The 14,993-nt window shown below is 70.7% G+C and carries 14 protein-coding genes and 1 riboswitch; of the genes, 7 read left to right on the top strand and 7 right to left on the bottom strand.

Annotated elements, in window-relative coordinates; all coding sequences use genetic code 11:
* The first annotated feature begins 50 nt into the window (after positions 1 to 50).
* The 5 genes from rlmN to ACFYQA_RS09005 all read left to right on the top strand — a co-directional run bounded on the left by rlmN (position 51) and on the right by ACFYQA_RS09005 (position 5,986).
* On the top strand, positions 51 to 1,157 hold the full coding sequence (rlmN, locus tag ACFYQA_RS09025) for a 23S rRNA (adenine(2503)-C(2))-methyltransferase RlmN (RefSeq protein ID WP_386407090.1): 1,107 nt from the start codon (positions 51 to 53) through the stop codon (positions 1,155 to 1,157).
* Positions 1,158 to 1,204: 47 nt separating this feature from the next.
* A riboswitch (TPP riboswitch) is annotated at positions 1,205 to 1,310 on the top strand.
* A gap of 84 nt (positions 1,311 to 1,394) precedes the next feature.
* Positions 1,395 to 2,489, top strand: coding sequence for a thiamine ABC transporter substrate binding subunit (locus ACFYQA_RS09020; RefSeq protein ID WP_388913734.1), 1,095 nt, complete (start codon positions 1,395 to 1,397; stop codon positions 2,487 to 2,489).
* Complete coding sequence (locus ACFYQA_RS09015) at positions 2,465 to 4,138, top strand: ABC transporter permease (RefSeq protein WP_388913731.1); 1,674 nt, start codon at positions 2,465 to 2,467, stop codon at positions 4,136 to 4,138. The genes ACFYQA_RS09020 and ACFYQA_RS09015 overlap by 25 nt, the downstream gene beginning before the upstream one ends.
* Positions 4,139 to 5,164, top strand: a complete 1,026-nt coding sequence (locus ACFYQA_RS09010) for an ABC transporter ATP-binding protein (protein ID WP_388913728.1) — start codon at positions 4,139 to 4,141, stop codon at positions 5,162 to 5,164. It begins immediately after the preceding gene.
* A gap of 24 nt (positions 5,165 to 5,188) precedes the next feature.
* Positions 5,189 to 5,986, top strand: coding sequence for a maleylpyruvate isomerase family mycothiol-dependent enzyme (locus ACFYQA_RS09005; protein ID WP_388913725.1), 798 nt, complete (start codon positions 5,189 to 5,191; stop codon positions 5,984 to 5,986).
* Positions 5,987 to 6,072: 86 nt separating this feature from the next.
* On the opposite strand, the gene ACFYQA_RS09000 is transcribed toward ACFYQA_RS09005, so the two are convergent.
* The 6 genes from ACFYQA_RS09000 to ACFYQA_RS08975 all read right to left on the bottom strand — a co-directional run bounded on the left by ACFYQA_RS09000 (position 6,073) and on the right by ACFYQA_RS08975 (position 11,905).
* Positions 6,073 to 6,801, bottom strand: coding sequence for an LAETG motif-containing sortase-dependent surface protein (locus tag ACFYQA_RS09000; protein WP_388913722.1), 729 nt, complete (start codon positions 6,799 to 6,801; stop codon positions 6,073 to 6,075).
* Between the two features lie 220 nt (positions 6,802 to 7,021).
* On the bottom strand, positions 7,022 to 7,429 hold the full coding sequence (locus tag ACFYQA_RS08995; protein WP_388913719.1) for a VOC family protein: 408 nt from the start codon (positions 7,427 to 7,429) through the stop codon (positions 7,022 to 7,024).
* 141 nt (positions 7,430 to 7,570) lie between these two features.
* Positions 7,571 to 8,992 carry a hypothetical protein gene (locus tag ACFYQA_RS08990; RefSeq protein WP_388913717.1) on the bottom strand — a complete coding sequence of 474 codons (1,422 nt, stop codon included), beginning with the start codon at positions 8,990 to 8,992 and terminating at the stop codon, positions 7,571 to 7,573.
* Positions 8,974 to 9,723, bottom strand: a complete 750-nt coding sequence (locus ACFYQA_RS08985; protein WP_388913714.1) for an ABC transporter ATP-binding protein — start codon at positions 9,721 to 9,723, stop codon at positions 8,974 to 8,976. The genes ACFYQA_RS08990 and ACFYQA_RS08985 overlap by 19 nt, the downstream gene beginning before the upstream one ends.
* Positions 9,724 to 10,010: 287 nt before the next feature.
* A complete protein-coding gene (locus ACFYQA_RS08980) occupies positions 10,011 to 11,384 on the bottom strand; it encodes an aspartate aminotransferase family protein (protein WP_388913711.1) in 1,374 nt (457 codons plus the stop codon).
* Between the two features lie 2 nt (positions 11,385 to 11,386).
* Positions 11,387 to 11,905, bottom strand: a complete 519-nt coding sequence (locus ACFYQA_RS08975; RefSeq protein ID WP_388913708.1) for an Lrp/AsnC family transcriptional regulator — start codon at positions 11,903 to 11,905, stop codon at positions 11,387 to 11,389.
* A gap of 181 nt (positions 11,906 to 12,086) precedes the next feature.
* Between ACFYQA_RS08975 and ACFYQA_RS08970 the strand changes: the two genes are divergently transcribed.
* The gene (locus ACFYQA_RS08970) at positions 12,087 to 13,526 is read left to right on the top strand and encodes a gamma-aminobutyraldehyde dehydrogenase (RefSeq protein WP_388913705.1); all 1,440 of its coding nucleotides are present in this window, start codon (positions 12,087 to 12,089) and stop codon (positions 13,524 to 13,526) included.
* A 201-nt stretch (positions 13,527 to 13,727) separates the two neighbouring features.
* Positions 13,728 to 14,255 carry a hypothetical protein gene (locus ACFYQA_RS08965; protein WP_388913702.1) on the top strand — a complete coding sequence of 176 codons (528 nt, stop codon included), beginning with the start codon at positions 13,728 to 13,730 and terminating at the stop codon, positions 14,253 to 14,255.
* Positions 14,256 to 14,270: 15 nt separating this feature from the next.
* On the opposite strand, the gene ACFYQA_RS08960 is transcribed toward ACFYQA_RS08965, so the two are convergent.
* Complete coding sequence (locus tag ACFYQA_RS08960; RefSeq protein WP_388913699.1) at positions 14,271 to 14,966, bottom strand: glycerophosphodiester phosphodiesterase; 696 nt, start codon at positions 14,964 to 14,966, stop codon at positions 14,271 to 14,273.
* Between the last annotated feature and the right edge of the window lie 27 nt (positions 14,967 to 14,993).

Genomic DNA, 14,993 nt, shown 5'->3' with positions numbered 1-14,993 from the left:
TCGGCCGGTCCGCGCGGTCACCCGGTTGGATCTGCGACACTGGTACAGCCATGCCTAAGCCCGGAGAACTGACCTTTGTCGCGCCGCGCGGATCCAAGAAGCCGCCGCGGCACCTTGCCGACCTCACGCCCGCCGAGCGCAAGGAGGCGGTCGCAGCGGCCGGTGAGAAGCCGTTTCGGGCCAAGCAGCTCTCGCAGCACTACTTCGCGCGGTACGCGCACGATCCGGAGCAGTGGACCGACATTCCCGCCGGGTCGCGGGCCAGGCTGCGGGAGGCGCTGCTTCCCGAGCTGATGACGGTCGTCCGGCACCTGTCCACCGACCAGGGCACCACCCGCAAGACGCTGTGGAAGATGTCCGACGGGACCCTCGTCGAGTCGGTGCTCATGCGGTACCCGGACCGGGTGACGATGTGCATCAGCTCGCAGGCGGGCTGTGGCATGAACTGCCCGTTCTGTGCGACCGGGCAGGCCGGTCTCGACCGGAACCTGTCCACCGCGGAGATCGTGCACCAGATCGTGGACGGGATGCGGTCGCTGCGGGACGGAGAGGTTCCCGGTGGGCCGGCGCGGCTGAGCAACATCGTCTTCATGGGGATGGGCGAGCCGCTCGCCAACTACAACCGGGTCGTGGGTGCCATCCGCCGCCTGACCGACCCCGAGCCGGACGGCCTCGGGCTGTCCCAGCGCGGGATCACCGTGTCGACGGTCGGGCTCGTGCCGGCGATCAACCGGTTCTCCGACGAGGGCTTCAAGTGCCGCCTCGCCATCTCCCTGCACGCACCCGACGACGAACTGCGTGACACCCTCGTCCCCGTGAACACGCGGTGGAAGGTGCGCGAGGTCCTGGACTCCGGGTTCGAGTACGCGGCCAGGTCCGGGCGGCGGCTGTCCATCGAGTACGCGCTGATCCGGGACATCAACGACCAGGCGTGGCGCGGTGACAGGCTGGGGCGGCTGCTCAAGGGCAGGCCCGTGCACGTCAACCTCATCCCGCTCAACCCGACGCCCGGCTCCAAGTGGACCGCCTCGCGGCCCGAGGACGAGAAGGCGTTCGTGGACGCGATCGCCGCGCACGGTGTGCCGGTGACGGTCCGGGACACCCGGGGGCAGGAGATCGACGGGGCCTGTGGTCAGCTCGCCGCGAGCGAGAGGTAGCCTGGCCGGCACAGGAGCAACAACTGCATACCGGGTAACACACGTTCATTTTCCGACAGGGGAGCGCTACAGCGCTGAGAGTGCGGCATCGGCCGCAGACCCTCCGAACCTCGCCCAGGTCATTCTGGGTAGGGAGATCGGTCATCACTCGAGCTGTTGCGCCCTGCCCGGGACACCTGTGAGGGGTCCCGGGCAGGGCCGCGTCTCTTCCTGGTCACTCCCAGGAGGAAAAAACCGGTGAACATCACCAAGAAGGTCACGATCCTGGCTGTCGGGCTGGGTCTGGTCACGCTGTCCGCCTGCGGTTCGTCCGACGGCGGCGACGACGGCGGCGGCAGGAGCGGCGGCGGGTCGAAGACCGTGACCCTCGTCAGCCACAACTCGTGGGCCGCGTCCAAGGACGTCCTCGCCGCCTTCGAGAAGGAGTCCGGCTACAAACTCAAGGTCCTGGAGGACGGCGACGCCGGGTCGGCCGTCAACAAGGCGATCCTGACCAAGGACAACCCCCAGGGCGACGTCTTCTTCGGCGTGGACAACACCCTGCTGTCCCGCGCCCTCGACAACGGGCTGTTCCAGCCGTACGAGGCGAAGGAATCCGACCTCGTCCTTCCCGAGTTCCGGGTCGGCGGGGCCGGCCACCGGGTCACGCCCGTCGACACCGGCGACGTCTGCGTCAACTACGACAAGGCCTGGTTCGAGGAGCGCGACCTGACCCCGCCGCGGACCTTCGACGACCTGGTCGAGCCCGAGTACAAGGATCTCCTGGTCGTGGAGAACGCCTCCACCTCCTCGCCCGGCCTCGGCTTCCTCCTCGGCACCGCCGCGGAGTACGGCGACGAGGGATGGCAGGACTACTGGAAGAAGCTCAAGGCCAACGGTGTGAAGGTGGTCGACGGCTGGGAGCAGGCCTACAACGAGGAGTTCTCCGGTTCGGCCGGCGGCAAGCAGGCCAAGGGCGACCGGCCGCTGGTGGTGTCCTACGCCTCCTCGCCGCCCGCCGAGGTGATCTACGCCGACCCGAAGCCGAAGACCGCGCCCACCGGCGTCGCCGAGGGCACCTGCTTCCGACAGGTGGAGTACGCGGGACTGCTCGCCAACGCGAAGAACCCCGAGGGCGGCAAGGCGCTGCTCGACTTCCTGATCAGCAAGCGGTTCCAGGAGGACATGCCGCTCAACATGTTCGTCTACCCGGTGCGGGAGGCCGCCCGGGTGCCCGGGGAGTTCACGGAGTTCGGACCGCGGGCCGAGGATCCCGAGACCATGGACCCGGCGAGGATCGCCGACCACCGCGACCAGTGGGTCAAGTCGTGGACCTCGCTCGTACTGAAGTGAGCCGAGCCGCGGCGAGGCGGCGTGGAACCGCGGCGCGGCTGGGTCTGATGGCCGTGCCCGTCGCGTTCTTCGCCGCCTTCTTCGCCTACCCCGTCACCGCGATCGTCGCGCGAGGCCTGAAGGCCGACGGGGTCTGGCAGCTCGGGCGGATCGGGGAGGTCCTGGGGCAGTCCGACGTCCGCCAGGTGCTGTGGTTCACCACCTGGCAGGCGCTGGTCTCCACTGCCCTCACCCTCCTGATCGCCCTGCCCGGCGCATACGTCTTCGCCCGCTTCGACTTCCCCGGCAAGCAGCTGCTGAGGGCCGTGGTCACCGTCCCGTTCGTGCTGCCGACGGTCGTCGTCGGTACGGCGTTCATGGCGCTCGTGGGTCGCGGCGGGCTCCTCGACGAGCTGTGGGGTCTGCGGCTGGACACCACCGTGTGGGCGATCCTGCTGGCGCACGTCTTCTTCAACTACGCCGTCGTCGTACGGACCGTCGGCGGACTGTGGGGGCAGCTCGACCCGCGGCAGGAGGAAGCCGCGCGGATGCTCGGCGCCTCCCGGTTCACGGCCTGGCGAACCGTCACGCTGCCCGCACTGGGGCCCGCGGTGGCCGCCGCCGCGCTGATGGTCTTCCTGTTCACCTTCACCTCGTTCGGTGTGGTGCAGATCCTCGGCGGCCCCACCTTCGCCACCTTGGAAGTGGAGATCTACCGGCAGACGTCGGAGATCTTCGACCTGTCCACCGCCGCCGTCCTGACGATGATCCAGTTCGTCGCGGTGGGCGCGATTCTCGCCCTGCACGCCTGGACCGTACGGCGGCGGGAGACCGCGCTGCGGCTGGTGGATGCCTCCGGGACCGCGCGGCGGCCGCACGGCGCCGGGCAGTGGGCGCTGCTCGCCGGGGTCGTCACCACCGTCGCCGTCCTGCTGCTCCTGCCGCTCGCGGTGCTGGTGGAACGGTCCTTCGGCGACGCGGGTCTCGGCCACTACCGGGCGCTGACCCGCGACGACGGGGGTGTGTTCCTGGTCGCGCCGATCGAGGCGGTCGGCAACTCCCTGCGGTACGCGGTCGCGGCCACCGCCATCGCCGTGGTGATCGGGACCCTGGCATCCGTCGCGCTCACCCGGCGGGACGCGGGACGGCTGGTGCGGGGCTTCGACGCCCTGCTGATGCTGCCGCTCGGGGTGTCCGCCGTGACCGTCGGCTTCGGGTTCCTGATCGCCCTCGACGAGCCGCCCCTGGACCTGCGTTCCTCCTGGATCCTGGTGCCGCTCGCGCAGGCGCTGGTCGGTGTCCCCTTCGTCGTACGGACCATGCTGCCCGTGCTGCGGGCCGTGGACGTGCGGCTGCGGGAGGCGGCGGCGGTGCTCGGGGCGTCGCCGTGGCGGGTGTGGCGGGAGGTGGACCTGCCGATGGTGCGACGGGCCGTACTCGTCGCGGCGGGATTCGCCTTCGCGGTGTCGCTGGGGGAGTTCGGGGCGACGGTGTTCATCGCGCGGCCGGACAACCCGACGCTGCCGGTGGCCGTGGCACGGCTGCTGGGCCGGCCGGGGGAGCTCAACTACGGGCAGGCGATGGCCCTGTCGACGATTCTGATGATCGTGTGCGCGGTGGCGCTGCTGGTCCTCGAGCGGCTGCGGACCGACAGATCCGGGGAGTTCTAGATGCTGTTGAGCCTCGAGAGTGCCACCGTCCGCTTCGGCGGGCGGGCGGTCCTGGACGCCGTGGATCTCCAGGTCGCCGAGCACGAGATCGTGTGCGTGCTCGGGCCCAGCGGCAGTGGCAAGTCCACCCTGCTGCGGGCGGTGGCCGGGCTGCAGCCCCTCGACGCGGGGCGGATCTCGCTCGCCGGGCGGGACCAGGCGGGCGTGCCCGCACACCGGCGCGGGGTCGGGCTGATGTTCCAGGACCACCAGCTGTTCCCGCAGCGGGACGTGGGCGGCAACGTGGCCTTCGGACTGCGGATGCGCGGGGCGTCCCGCACCGGACAGGCCGACCGTGTAAGGGAGTTGCTGGAACTCGTCGGGATGCCCGGGGCGGGAGGGCGGGCCGTGGCCGCACTGTCCGGCGGAGAGCAGCAACGCGTCGCGCTGGCCCGTGCGCTGGCGCCCAGCCCTCGGCTGCTGATGCTCGACGAGCCGCTCGGCCAGCTCGACCGCTCGCTGCGGGAGCGGCTCGTCGTCGAGCTGCGGGAGCTGTTCGGCCGGTTGGGCACCACCGTGCTCGCCGTGACGCACGACCAGGGTGAGGCGTTCGCCCTGGCCGACCGGGTCGTGGTGATGCGGGACGGGCGGATCGCCCAGTCCGGTACGCCACTCGAGGTGTGGCAGCGCCCGGCCGACGCGTTCGTGGCCCGCTTCCTCGGCTTCGAGAACGTGACCGAGGCGACGATCACCGCGGACGTCGCGGTGACGCCCTGGGGCAAGGTCCCGGTGCCGGCGGACGCCCCGCAGGGCACGCGCACCCTGCTGGTCCGGCCCGCTGGCGTCCGTCTGGTCCCGGACGGGGCGGACCTGCGCTGCACCGTCACCGCGCGTACCTTCCGCGGCACCCATGTCGCCGTCAGCCTCCAGCCGGAGGACGGTGACGGGCCCCTCCTGGAGGCCGCCTGCGCCCTCCGGGCGGCACCGGAGGTCGGGGACGAGGTCGGAGTGGAGTTCGACGCGGCCGAAATTGTCGTGCTCGGGTAAGCGGCCATGCCTAGGGTGAGTGGCATGACACCCCTCGCGCACGACCGCTACTGCGACGAAATCGCCGACCAGGTAGGCCGGTTGCGGTCCGTGGTGACCTCGGGGGCCGATCTGGACGGCACGGTTGCCACCACCCCGGAGTGGTCGCTGGAGCAGCTCGTCCGGCATGTCGGCGGTGCTCTGCGCTGGGCCGCGCTGATGGTGCGCACCGGGGCCGAGGAGGAGATGCCCGAGGAGCGGGTGCCGGGATTCGGCGGGCCCGGCGTGCGGGGCGAACCCACCGCGCTGGACGCGTGGCTGGCCGAGTCCGGCGAACTGCTCGTCGAGGCGCTGCGGGAGGCCGGGCCGGACGCCGGGGTGTGGAGCTGGGCGGGGGTCCGCAACGCCGGGTTCTGGGCCCGTCGTATGACGCACGAGATGACCGTGCACCGCGCGGACGCGACCCTCGCCGCCGGGCTGCCCTACGAGGTCGCGCCCGATGTCGCCGCCGACGCGATCGACGAGTGGCTGGAGATCGTGCAGTGGGCGCAGCGGACACTGCCGGAGGACACGGTGCGGGAGTTGCGCGGCCCGCACCGGAGCATCCATCTGCACGCCGTCGACACCGGCCCGGAGGTGAACGCGGAATGGAGCATCGAGTTGACCGAGGAGGGTGTCTCCTGGCGCCGCGGCCACGAGAAGGCCACGGTCGCCCTCCGCGGCCCGCTCACCTCCGTGCTCCTCGCCTTCTACCGAAGGCTGCCGCTCGACGCACCCGAGGTGGAGGTGCTGGGCGACCGGGAGCTGCTGGAGTTCTGGCTGGAACGGGCGACGTTCGGGTGAGGCGAATCGCCGGGAGGGGCGACGGCTCCCGCATGGTGATGGCCCGCCCCTTTTGGGACGGGCCATCACCTCATGTCCTCGAGGCGTCAGCTGTCGCTGTTCGCCCCGCGACGGCGTATGCCGAAGAAGATCGCACCGCCACCGATGGCGACCAGGGCCGCTGCGATACCGGCGATCAGGCCGGTGTTGGAGTCGGCGCCGGTCTCGGCGAGGTTCGACTCACCGACGGCGGGCGACGGAGCGTTGTCCGAGGTGTCCGCCGGAGCGGTGGTCTCGGGCTCGGACTCCGACGGAGTCGGCGTGCCGGGCTCGTCCTCGTCCTCGGGCGGGGTCGAGGCGGAGTCCGACGGCGTCGGAGCGGGCTCCGACGGAGCCGGGGGCTTCTCCTCTTCCTTGCAGGCCGTGGCCGGGGTGGTCAGGTTCGGCTTGATGTCCTCGTCCACGTAGGGCTTGGCCTTGACGTGGATGCGGTATTCGGCGTTGGGCTGCCAGTCCTCCTCGAAGGTGATGGTGACACCCTCACGGGACCCCTTGACGACCTGCTCGCCGATCTTCTTCTCGTCGGCGCCGTTGTTCTCCAGGAACACGGTGACGGTGGCGGGCACGCCCGCCGGGTCGACGTCGGTGACGGTGATGACACCCTTGTCACCGACGCACTTCGCCTCGGCCGAGAACTCGTTGATGTTGCACGCGGCCGCGCTGCCGGCGAGGCCGATGGTGAGTGCGGCCGACGCGGAGACGACACCGAGGGCGCGTACGGTGCGTGCGACGGTACGGCGCGAGGCCGTACCGTGCGATACGGACAGAACTGTCACGTTTGTCCTTTACGGGATACGCAAATGCGGGGGGTTGAGGGAGTGTTGATGAAACATCAGCACTCCCATGAGGCTCCCAGGTCTATAAGCGTCGCGTAAGTAGTGTCAACGCATATGCCGATAGCAGGTCATCGTTTTACCGATTCGTTAACTGCCCAGGCGTTTCAACGCCTTGGGAGCCTCCCCGGCGGGTCCCCGCCTCCGGCCGCAGGCCGTTCCCTCAGCCCTCCAGCGCGGACGGGTCCATCCACACGACCTCCCAGGTGTGGCCGTCCAGGTCGTCGAAGGCGCGGCCGTACATGAAGCCCTCGTCCTGGGTCTCCCTGCTGACCGAGCCGCCCGCCGCGAGGGCCTTCTCGACCAGTTCGTCGACCTTCTCGCGGCTCTCGGAGCTCAGGGCCAGCAACACCTCGCTGGTCCTGGTGGAGTCGGCGATCTCCTTCTTCGTGAACTCCGCGTAGCGCTGCTTGGTGTGCAGCATCGCGACGACGGTGTCGCTGATCACGACGGAGGCGGTGCTCTCGTCGCTGAACTGTTCGTTGATCCCGTAGCCGAGCGCCGTGAAGAACTTCTTCGAGGCCTCGAGGTCGTTGGCGGCCAGGTTCACGAAGATCATCTGCTGCGTCATGGTGGTGTCTCTTCCGTGGGTCTGCCGGTTCCCGGGCGGTTCCGTGCCGTGTCGTTCGAGGGGGTGGACCGGGGGTACGTACGGAACTCATCGCCCGCGGAGATTTTCTTCGGGGTTCCCGTGGTGTGTGGGTGCGCGGCCTCAGAGAGCCAGGGGCAGGGCCGACAGTCGGGCCACGATCACGGTCAGCGGGCCGAACAGGGCGAGGAGCGCGCCGGCCCTGAGCGCAGCGGCCCGGCGCGGTGTCGAGGCGGGAGCCCCGAGACGCAGCAGCGCGGCCGTGGTACCGGCGTGCGCCTGCTTCGCCTCGACAGCGGCCGTCAGCAGCGTCGCCACGGTGCAGCCGGTCACCAGGAGCATGCCGAGCAGGGCGAGCGGGCCTGCCGACGGACCGTCGGCGTAGTACAGCGCCTCCATGGCGTACGCGCCCGACAGCACGGCGCAGACCACGCCCAGCGGACGGCCGATCCTGGTGGCCTCCGTCATGAGGAGCCGCCCGGCCAGCAGGCGCAGGGCACCCGGGCGGACCGACTGGAGCAGCCGGCCGCACAGATGGGTGAGACCGGGACCGGCCAGGATCAGGCCGACGGCGGCCAGCATCGGACCGGCCGACGCGCCGGGCCGGTCGCCGGGCGCGGTGCCGGTGCCGGCGCCGGTACGGCTCGCGTAGGCCCCCACGGCCAGGCCCACGGCCAGTACCGCGATGCCCCAGGGGAGACCGGACGGCGCCGTGCCGGCGCCGGGAGCCGGGACCGTCGCCGTGGAAGCGGGGCCGCCCTCCGTGCCGTGCGGCCCGTGCGCCGGCTCGGGGTCCTGCCCCGGAAGATCCGCCCGCAGCCGACCCTGTTGGGCCTGTGCCTGTGCCTGGGCCTGTGGCTGTGCCTCCTCCGGCGTTCGCTGCTGGGCGGCGGGCGGCCGGCGGCCGTGGGCCGCCGTCTCCAGATGCCTGCCGAAGCGTCCGTACGCTCCGAACGTCTCCCGCGCCGCCGTGGCACGGTACGCGCCGAAGCGGCCGTACGCCGTCCGCTCCGAACGGGACGGTCCCGCCGCCCGCTCGCGCGGGCGCAGTGCCACCGCCACCACCGCCGAGGCGCTCACCGGCACCAGCGTCAGCAGTGTCAGGGTCGCCGGGAACGGCAGCGGTCGGCCGACCGCCAGGAAGTCGGTGCCGGAGCCGTCGAAGGGTACGCCGGTGAGGTCGCCGCGCAGGTGGAGGAAGACGAGCAGCGCGATCACCGACCCCAGTGCGCAGGCCAGGGCTGTGGTCGCCACGGAGATCGCCGTCAGCCGGGCAGGACCGAGGCCGAGCGCCGAGAGCCCGGGCCGGGGCCTGGTCCCCGGGTCGGTCCGGGCCACCGCGACCGCGAAGTGCACCGTGGCCGCCAGCGGGACCGCGCACCAGGCCAGCCGGAGCAGCGAGGCGGACGGCGTGCCCGGGTGGCCGATCGCGTGGCCGAGGGCGCACAGCAGCAGAAAGCCCGTGCCCGCCGAGGCCGCGGCGACCAGGAGGCGGCGCAGTTGGACGGCCGGACGGGCGCCTCGGGTCAGATGGAGAGCGAGCACGCGGCCCGGCCCTCCGTCTCGGCGGTCCCGGGGACGGGAGGAAGGTGTACGGTGCGCACCCGGCGCCCGTCGAGCAGCGACACCGTGCGGTCGGCGAGGGCCGCGGTGTCCGCGTCGGCGGTGGCGAGGAGCACCGTGATGCCGTGCGAACGGGCCGCCGTGGTCAGCGTGCGCAGGACGTGCCGCCGGTCTGCGCGGTGCAGCGGGGCGGTCGGCTCGTCGGCGAACAGCACCGAGGGAGCCGGGGCGAGGGCGCGGGCGATGCAGACCCGCTGGCGCTCCGCGTGCACCAGGTCCCCGGGGTGTTTGCGGGCCTTGTCGCCGATGTCGAGCCGCTCCAGCCACTCCAGGGCCGTCGCCCTGGCCGGGCGGCGGGCGATGCCGCGCAGCATCAGGGGGAGGGCGGCGTTCTCCCAGACGTTCAGCTCGGGGACGAGCACCGGCGCCGGGTCGATCCAGCCGAAGCGCTCCCGGCGCAGTCGCTCGCGGGCGGCCGGCCTCATGGTGTGCACGGGCACGCTGTTGAACCAGACCTCGCCGCCCGCCACGGGCACCAGTCCGGACAGGCACTGCAGGAGGGTCGTCTTGCCGCTGCCTCGCGGGCCGCCGACGGCGAGGATCTCGCCCTCCCCGACGCCGAGCGAGACCCCGCTCAGGCCGGGTGAGCCGTCGTTGTGCCGGAAGTGCAGGGCGCGTGCCCAGAGCACGTCGTTGTCCGGTGGGGCCACCATGGCGTACACCTCGGTTCGGATCAGAAATGCCGTGCGAGATTCGTGAATCCCCCATGCGGGGGAACGAAAGCAGAGCCGATCGGTCACTGGGCACGCTAGGCAGCACGCGACGGGACACCGGACAGTACGCGGCCCCGAACCGCCGTTTCTCACTCGAACGGGCGGTACCGGGGCCGTACGTGATCATTCCAACGGAAGATCACAGCGGAAGATCACAGCGGAAGATCGCGACGGAGATCGCGGCGGGGATCACGACTGAAGATCACGGCTGAAGAGCGCGGTGCGGGTCACAGCTTCGTCCATGCCTCCGACAGGGTAGCGCGCAGGATCTGCTCGATCTCGTCGAACGTCTCCTGGTCGGAGATCAGCGGCGGGGCGAGCTGGACGACCGGGTCGCCGCGGTCGTCGGCACGGCAGTACAGGCCGTTCTCGTACAGCTTCTTGGACAGGAAGCCGTACAGGACGCGCTCGGTCTCGGCGTCGTCGAAGGTCTCCTTGGTGTGCTTGTCCTTGACCAGCTCGATGCCGTAGAAGAAGCCGTTGCCGCGGATGTCGCCGACGATCGGCAGGTCGTACAGCTTCTCCAGAGTGGAGCGGAAGGCGTCCTCGTGGTCCAGCACATGCCGGTTGAGGCCCTCGCGCTCGAACAGGTCGAGGTTGGCGACGCCCACCGCGGCCGAGACGGGGTGGCCGCCGAAGGTGTAGCCGTGCAGGAAGACGTTGTCGCCCTGGTAGAACGGCTCGGCGAGGCGGTCGGAGACGATGCAGGCGCCGATGGGGGAGTAGCCGGAGGTCATGCCCTTGGCGCAGGTGATCATGTCCGGGACGTAGCCGAACTTGTCGCAGGCGAACGTCGTGCCCAGGCGGCCGAAGGCGCAGATGACCTCGTCGGAGACGAGCAGGACGTCGTACTGGTCGCAGATCTCGCGGACCCGCTGGAAGTAGCCGGGCGGCGGCGGGAAGCAGCCGCCGGCGTTCTGCACCGGCTCGAGGAAGACCGCGGCGACCGTGTCCGGGCCCTCGAAGAGGATCTGCTGCTCGATCTGGTCGGCGGCCCAACGGCCGAACGCCTCGGGGTCGTCGCCGTGGATCGGGGCCCGGTAGATGTTGGTGTTCGGCACCTTGCGGGCGCCCGGCACCAGCGGCTCGAACGGGGCCTTCAGAGCCGGCAGGCCGGTGATCGACAGGGCCCCCTGAGGGGTGCCGTGATAGGCCACCGCGCGGGAGATGACCTTGTACTTGGTCGGCTTGCCGGTCAGCTTGAAGTACTGCTTGGCGAGCTTCCAGGCGGTCTCCACCGCCTCGCCGCCGCCGGTCGTGAAGAAGACCTTGTTCAGGTCGCCCGGCGCCTCGTGGGCCAGCCGCTCCGCCAGTTCCACGGCCTTGGGGTGGGCGTAGGACCACACGGGGAAGAAGGACAGTTCCTGCGCCTGCTTGAAGGCGGTCTCGGCGAGTTCGACCCTGCCGTGCCCCGCCTGGACGACGAACAGCCCGGCGAGACCGTCGAGGTACCGCTTGCCCCGGTCGTCGTAGATGTGGGTGCCCTCGCCGCGGACGATGGTGGGCACGGGGGAGTTTTCGTACGAGGACATGCGGGTGAAGTGCATCCACAGGTGGTCGTACGCGGCCTTGCTGAGGTCCTTGGAGCTGTCGGTGCTCACGATTATCGGGTTCCCCACATGTAGGTCTGCTTCTTGAGCTTGAGGTAGACGAAACTCTCGGTGGAGCGCACGCCGGGCACGGCCCGGATGCGTCGGTTGATGACCTCCAGGAGGTGGTCGTCGTCCTCGCAGACGATCTCGACCATGAGGTCGAAGGAGCCCGCGGTCATCACCACGTACTCGCACTCGTCCATGGCGCTCAGGACGTCGGCCACGGACTCCACGTCCCCCTCGACATGGACGCCGACCATCGCCTGCCGGCGGAATCCCACCGTGAGCGGGTCCGTGACGGCGACGATCTGCATCACGCCCTGGTCGAGCAGCTTCTGGACGCGCTGACGCACGGCCGCCTCCGACAGGCCGACGGCCTTGCCGATGGCGGCGTAGGGCCTGCGGCCGTCCTCCTGGAGCTGCTCGATGATGGCGAGGGAGACGGCGTCCAGGTGGGGACCACCGCCGTTCCTGGACTCGCGAGGGTCCCTGGCTTCTGCGCTTCGACTGGCCACACGGTCACTGTGCATGACTTCTCGATCGTTCCGCAAGGCGCATTCGATGAAATCCGTTGTTGCGAGGGTTGATGTTTGCGGATTTCGCAGACTTGAGGTGGTCGGGGGTGTTGAATGCGTCAGGGGTCCGTCTAGGGTGGGTGTCTCAGAGGTTGGACACCTCGGACACCCACGAGGAACACCGGGAGGACCTGCAGTGAGCACCGAGCTGCGACGTCTGCGCAACTACGTCGGCGGCGCGTTCCGTGACGCCGCCGACGGACGGACCACCGAGGTGGTCAACCCCGTGACCGGCGAGGCGTACGCGACCGCGCCGCTGTCCGGACAGGCCGACGTGGACGCCGCGATGGCGGCCGCCGCCGAAGCCTTCCCCGGCTGGCGCGACGCCACGCCGGCCGAGCGGCAGAAGGCCCTGCTGAAGGTCGCGGACGCCATCGAGGAGCGCGCCGAGGAACTCATCGCGGCCGAGGTGGAGAACACGGGCAAGCCCACCGGGCTGACCCGCACCGAGGAGATCCCGCCGATGGTCGACCAGATCCGCTTCTTCGCGGGCGCGGCGCGGATGCTGGAGGGCCGCTCGGCCGGTGAGTACATGGAGGGTCTGACCTCCATCGTGCGCCGTGAGCCGGTCGGCGTCTGCGCCCAGGTCGCCCCCTGGAACTACCCGATGATGATGGCCGTGTGGAAGTTCGCCCCGGCGATCGCGGCGGGCAACACGGTCGTCCTCAAGCCCTCGGACACCACCCCGGCCTCCACGGTCCTGCTCGCCGAGATCCTCGGCTCGGTCCTGCCGACGGGCGTCTTCAACGTCGTCTGCGGCGACCGTGACACCGGACGCATGATGGTCGAGCACGACACCCCGGCGATGGCGTCCATCACCGGTTCGGTACGGGCCGGCATGCAGGTCGCCGAGTCCGCGTCCAAGGACCTCAAGCGCGTCCACCTGGAGCTGGGCGGCAAGGCGCCGGTCGTCGTCTTCGAGGACACCGACATCGCCAAGGCCGTGGAGGACATCTCCGTCGCGGGCTTCTTCAACGCCGGCCAGGACTGTACGGCCGCCACGCGTGTCCTCGTCCACGAGTCGATCCACGACGAGTTCGTCACCGCCCTCGCCAAGGCCGCCGCCGACACGAAGACGGGCGCCCCCGACGACGAGGACGTCCTCTTCGGCCCGCTCAACAACGCCCACCAGCTGGCCCAGGTGGAGGGCTTCGTCGACCGGCTGCCCGCGCACGCGCGCGTGGAGGCCGGCGGCAGGCGCGTCGGCGACAAGGGCTTCTTCTACGCGCCCACCGTGGTCTCGGGCCTGAAGCAGGACGACGAGATCGTCCAGAAGGAGGTCTTCGGTCCGGTCATCACCGTCCAGACCTTCACCGACGAGGACCAGGCCGTCGCGTACGCCAACGGCGTCGAGTACGCGCTGGCCTCCTCGGTGTGGACCAAGGACCACTCCCGCGCGATGCGCATGTCCAAGAAGCTCGACTTCGGCTGCGTGTGGATCAACACCCACATCCCGCTGGTCGCGGAGATGCCGCACGGCGGCTTCAAGAAGTCCGGCTACGGCAAGGACCTCAGCGCCTACGGCTTCGACGACTACACGCGCATCAAGCACGTGATGACGTCGCTCGACGCGTAAGCGTTCGCGACCGGCCCTGCCCAGGCGGCGGAGCCGCATGCCGGTTCAGCCCCGCGCCCCTTCCGGGCGCGGGGCTTCTCGCGTGCGCCGGCCGATGGCCGGTGAGGGGTGGGGGGTGAGCGCGAGAAGTGCGCGGAGTACGGAGGGAGTTCACTCGACCCCGATTTTTGAACACGTTCAACAAGGGCGTATGTTGCCGTCATGAGCGACAGAGCCGCCCTGCTCAAGGGCATTCGCGCCTGGTTGGTCCTCTTCGTCGTCTGCCTGGTGCTCAGCGGCGCCACGGCCTTCCCCCTGGTGCACGAACTGCGCTGGACCGAGGAGGTGCTCCGCTCCCTGGGGGCACCGGAGCACCTTCCCGCCCTCATGGAGTGGATCGAGCGGGTCCGGGACGGACTCGACGCCGCCGACGCCGAGTATCCGTTCCTCCTCTACGGCACCGACTGGCTGGCCTTCGCCCACCTCGTGATCGCCGTCGCCTTCTACGGCCCCTACCGCGACCCGGTCCGCAACATCTGGGTCGTCGAGTTCGGCATGATCGCCTGCGCCGGCATCATTCCGCTCGCCCTCGTCTGCGGCCCGGTCCGCGGCATCCCCTTCTGGTGGAGCGTCATCGACATGGCGTTCGGGGTGTTCGGCATGATCCCGCTGTACGCCGTACGCAAGAAGATCAAGCGGCTGGAGGCGCTCACCCCGTACCCGGCGCCGGTCCCCGCCGCTTCGGCGTGATCCGCCGGACGGGCCCTACCGGTCCTGCCGGGGGGCGCGCAGGGCGCACAGGACGTCGATGCGGTTGGTGGTGATCGAGTCGGCGCCCAGCGCCAGCAGGCGGCGTAGGGAGCGGCGGGTGTCCGGGGTCCACACGGAGAGCAGATAGCCGTCCGCGTGGACCCGGTCGGCGAGGGCCCGGTCGACCAGGCTGAAGCGGTAGTTCAGCCAGCGCGGCCGGATCGCCTCCAGGAGGCCGGCGCGCGGCGGGGCCAGCGACGTACGGGTGAGGGCGATCTCGGCGGACGGGTCCGCCGCGCGCACGGCGAGCATGGCGGCGGCGCCCGCGCAGTAGTGGACACGGTCCCGGGCGCCGTGCTCCCGTACGACGTCCACGATCCGGCGCACCGCGCGAGGGGCGGGATCGCCCGGCAGGTCCAGCATGACCCTGCTGTCTCCGGTCGCCGACAGCGCGTCCGCGAGCGTGGGCACACCGTCGTCGGTCAGGCCGCGCACCTCCTCCCAGGACAGCGACCGCAGCGGGCGGTCGTGCCCCCAGAGCCGCTTCAGCGTCTCGTCGTGCAACAGGACCGGTACGCCGTCCCGGGTGAGGCGTACGTCGAACTCGACCGCGTCCGCGCCCTTGCGGAGCGCGGAACGCAGCGAGTCGAGCGTGTTCTCACGGACGTGGTACGGGTCGCCGCGGTGGGCCACGGCGGTCACGTTGTGCATGGCGGCCCTTCGCGGAGTCGGTTCACC

This window comes from Streptomyces sp. NPDC005774 (assembly GCF_042871645.1).
GTDB classification, from domain to species: domain Bacteria; phylum Actinomycetota; class Actinomycetes; order Streptomycetales; family Streptomycetaceae; genus Streptomyces; species Streptomyces pratens.
Note: the sequence above shows the minus strand (reverse complement) of the source record. Positions and strands in the feature narration are given on the sequence as shown.

Bases quoted from the DNA above. Each gene is read 5' to 3' on its own strand.
- ACFYQA_RS08960 (WP_388913699.1), bottom strand. From the start codon at position 14,966: ATGCACAACGTGACCGCCGTGGCCCACCGCGGCGACCCGTACCACGTC.
- ACFYQA_RS08975 (WP_388913708.1), bottom strand. From the start codon at position 11,905: ATGCACAGTGACCGTGTGGCCAGTCGAAGCGCAGAAGCCAGGGACCCT.
- rlmN (WP_386407090.1), top strand. From the start codon at position 51: ATGCCTAAGCCCGGAGAACTGACCTTTGTCGCGCCGCGCGGATCCAAG.
- ACFYQA_RS08995 (WP_388913719.1), bottom strand. From the start codon at position 7,429: ATGACGCAGCAGATGATCTTCGTGAACCTGGCCGCCAACGACCTCGAG.
- ACFYQA_RS08965 (WP_388913702.1), top strand. From the start codon at position 13,728: ATGAGCGACAGAGCCGCCCTGCTCAAGGGCATTCGCGCCTGGTTGGTC.
- ACFYQA_RS09010 (WP_388913728.1), top strand. From the start codon at position 4,139: ATGCTGTTGAGCCTCGAGAGTGCCACCGTCCGCTTCGGCGGGCGGGCG.
- ACFYQA_RS09005 (WP_388913725.1), top strand. From the start codon at position 5,189: ATGACACCCCTCGCGCACGACCGCTACTGCGACGAAATCGCCGACCAG.
- ACFYQA_RS08985 (WP_388913714.1), bottom strand. From the start codon at position 9,723: ATGGTGGCCCCACCGGACAACGACGTGCTCTGGGCACGCGCCCTGCAC.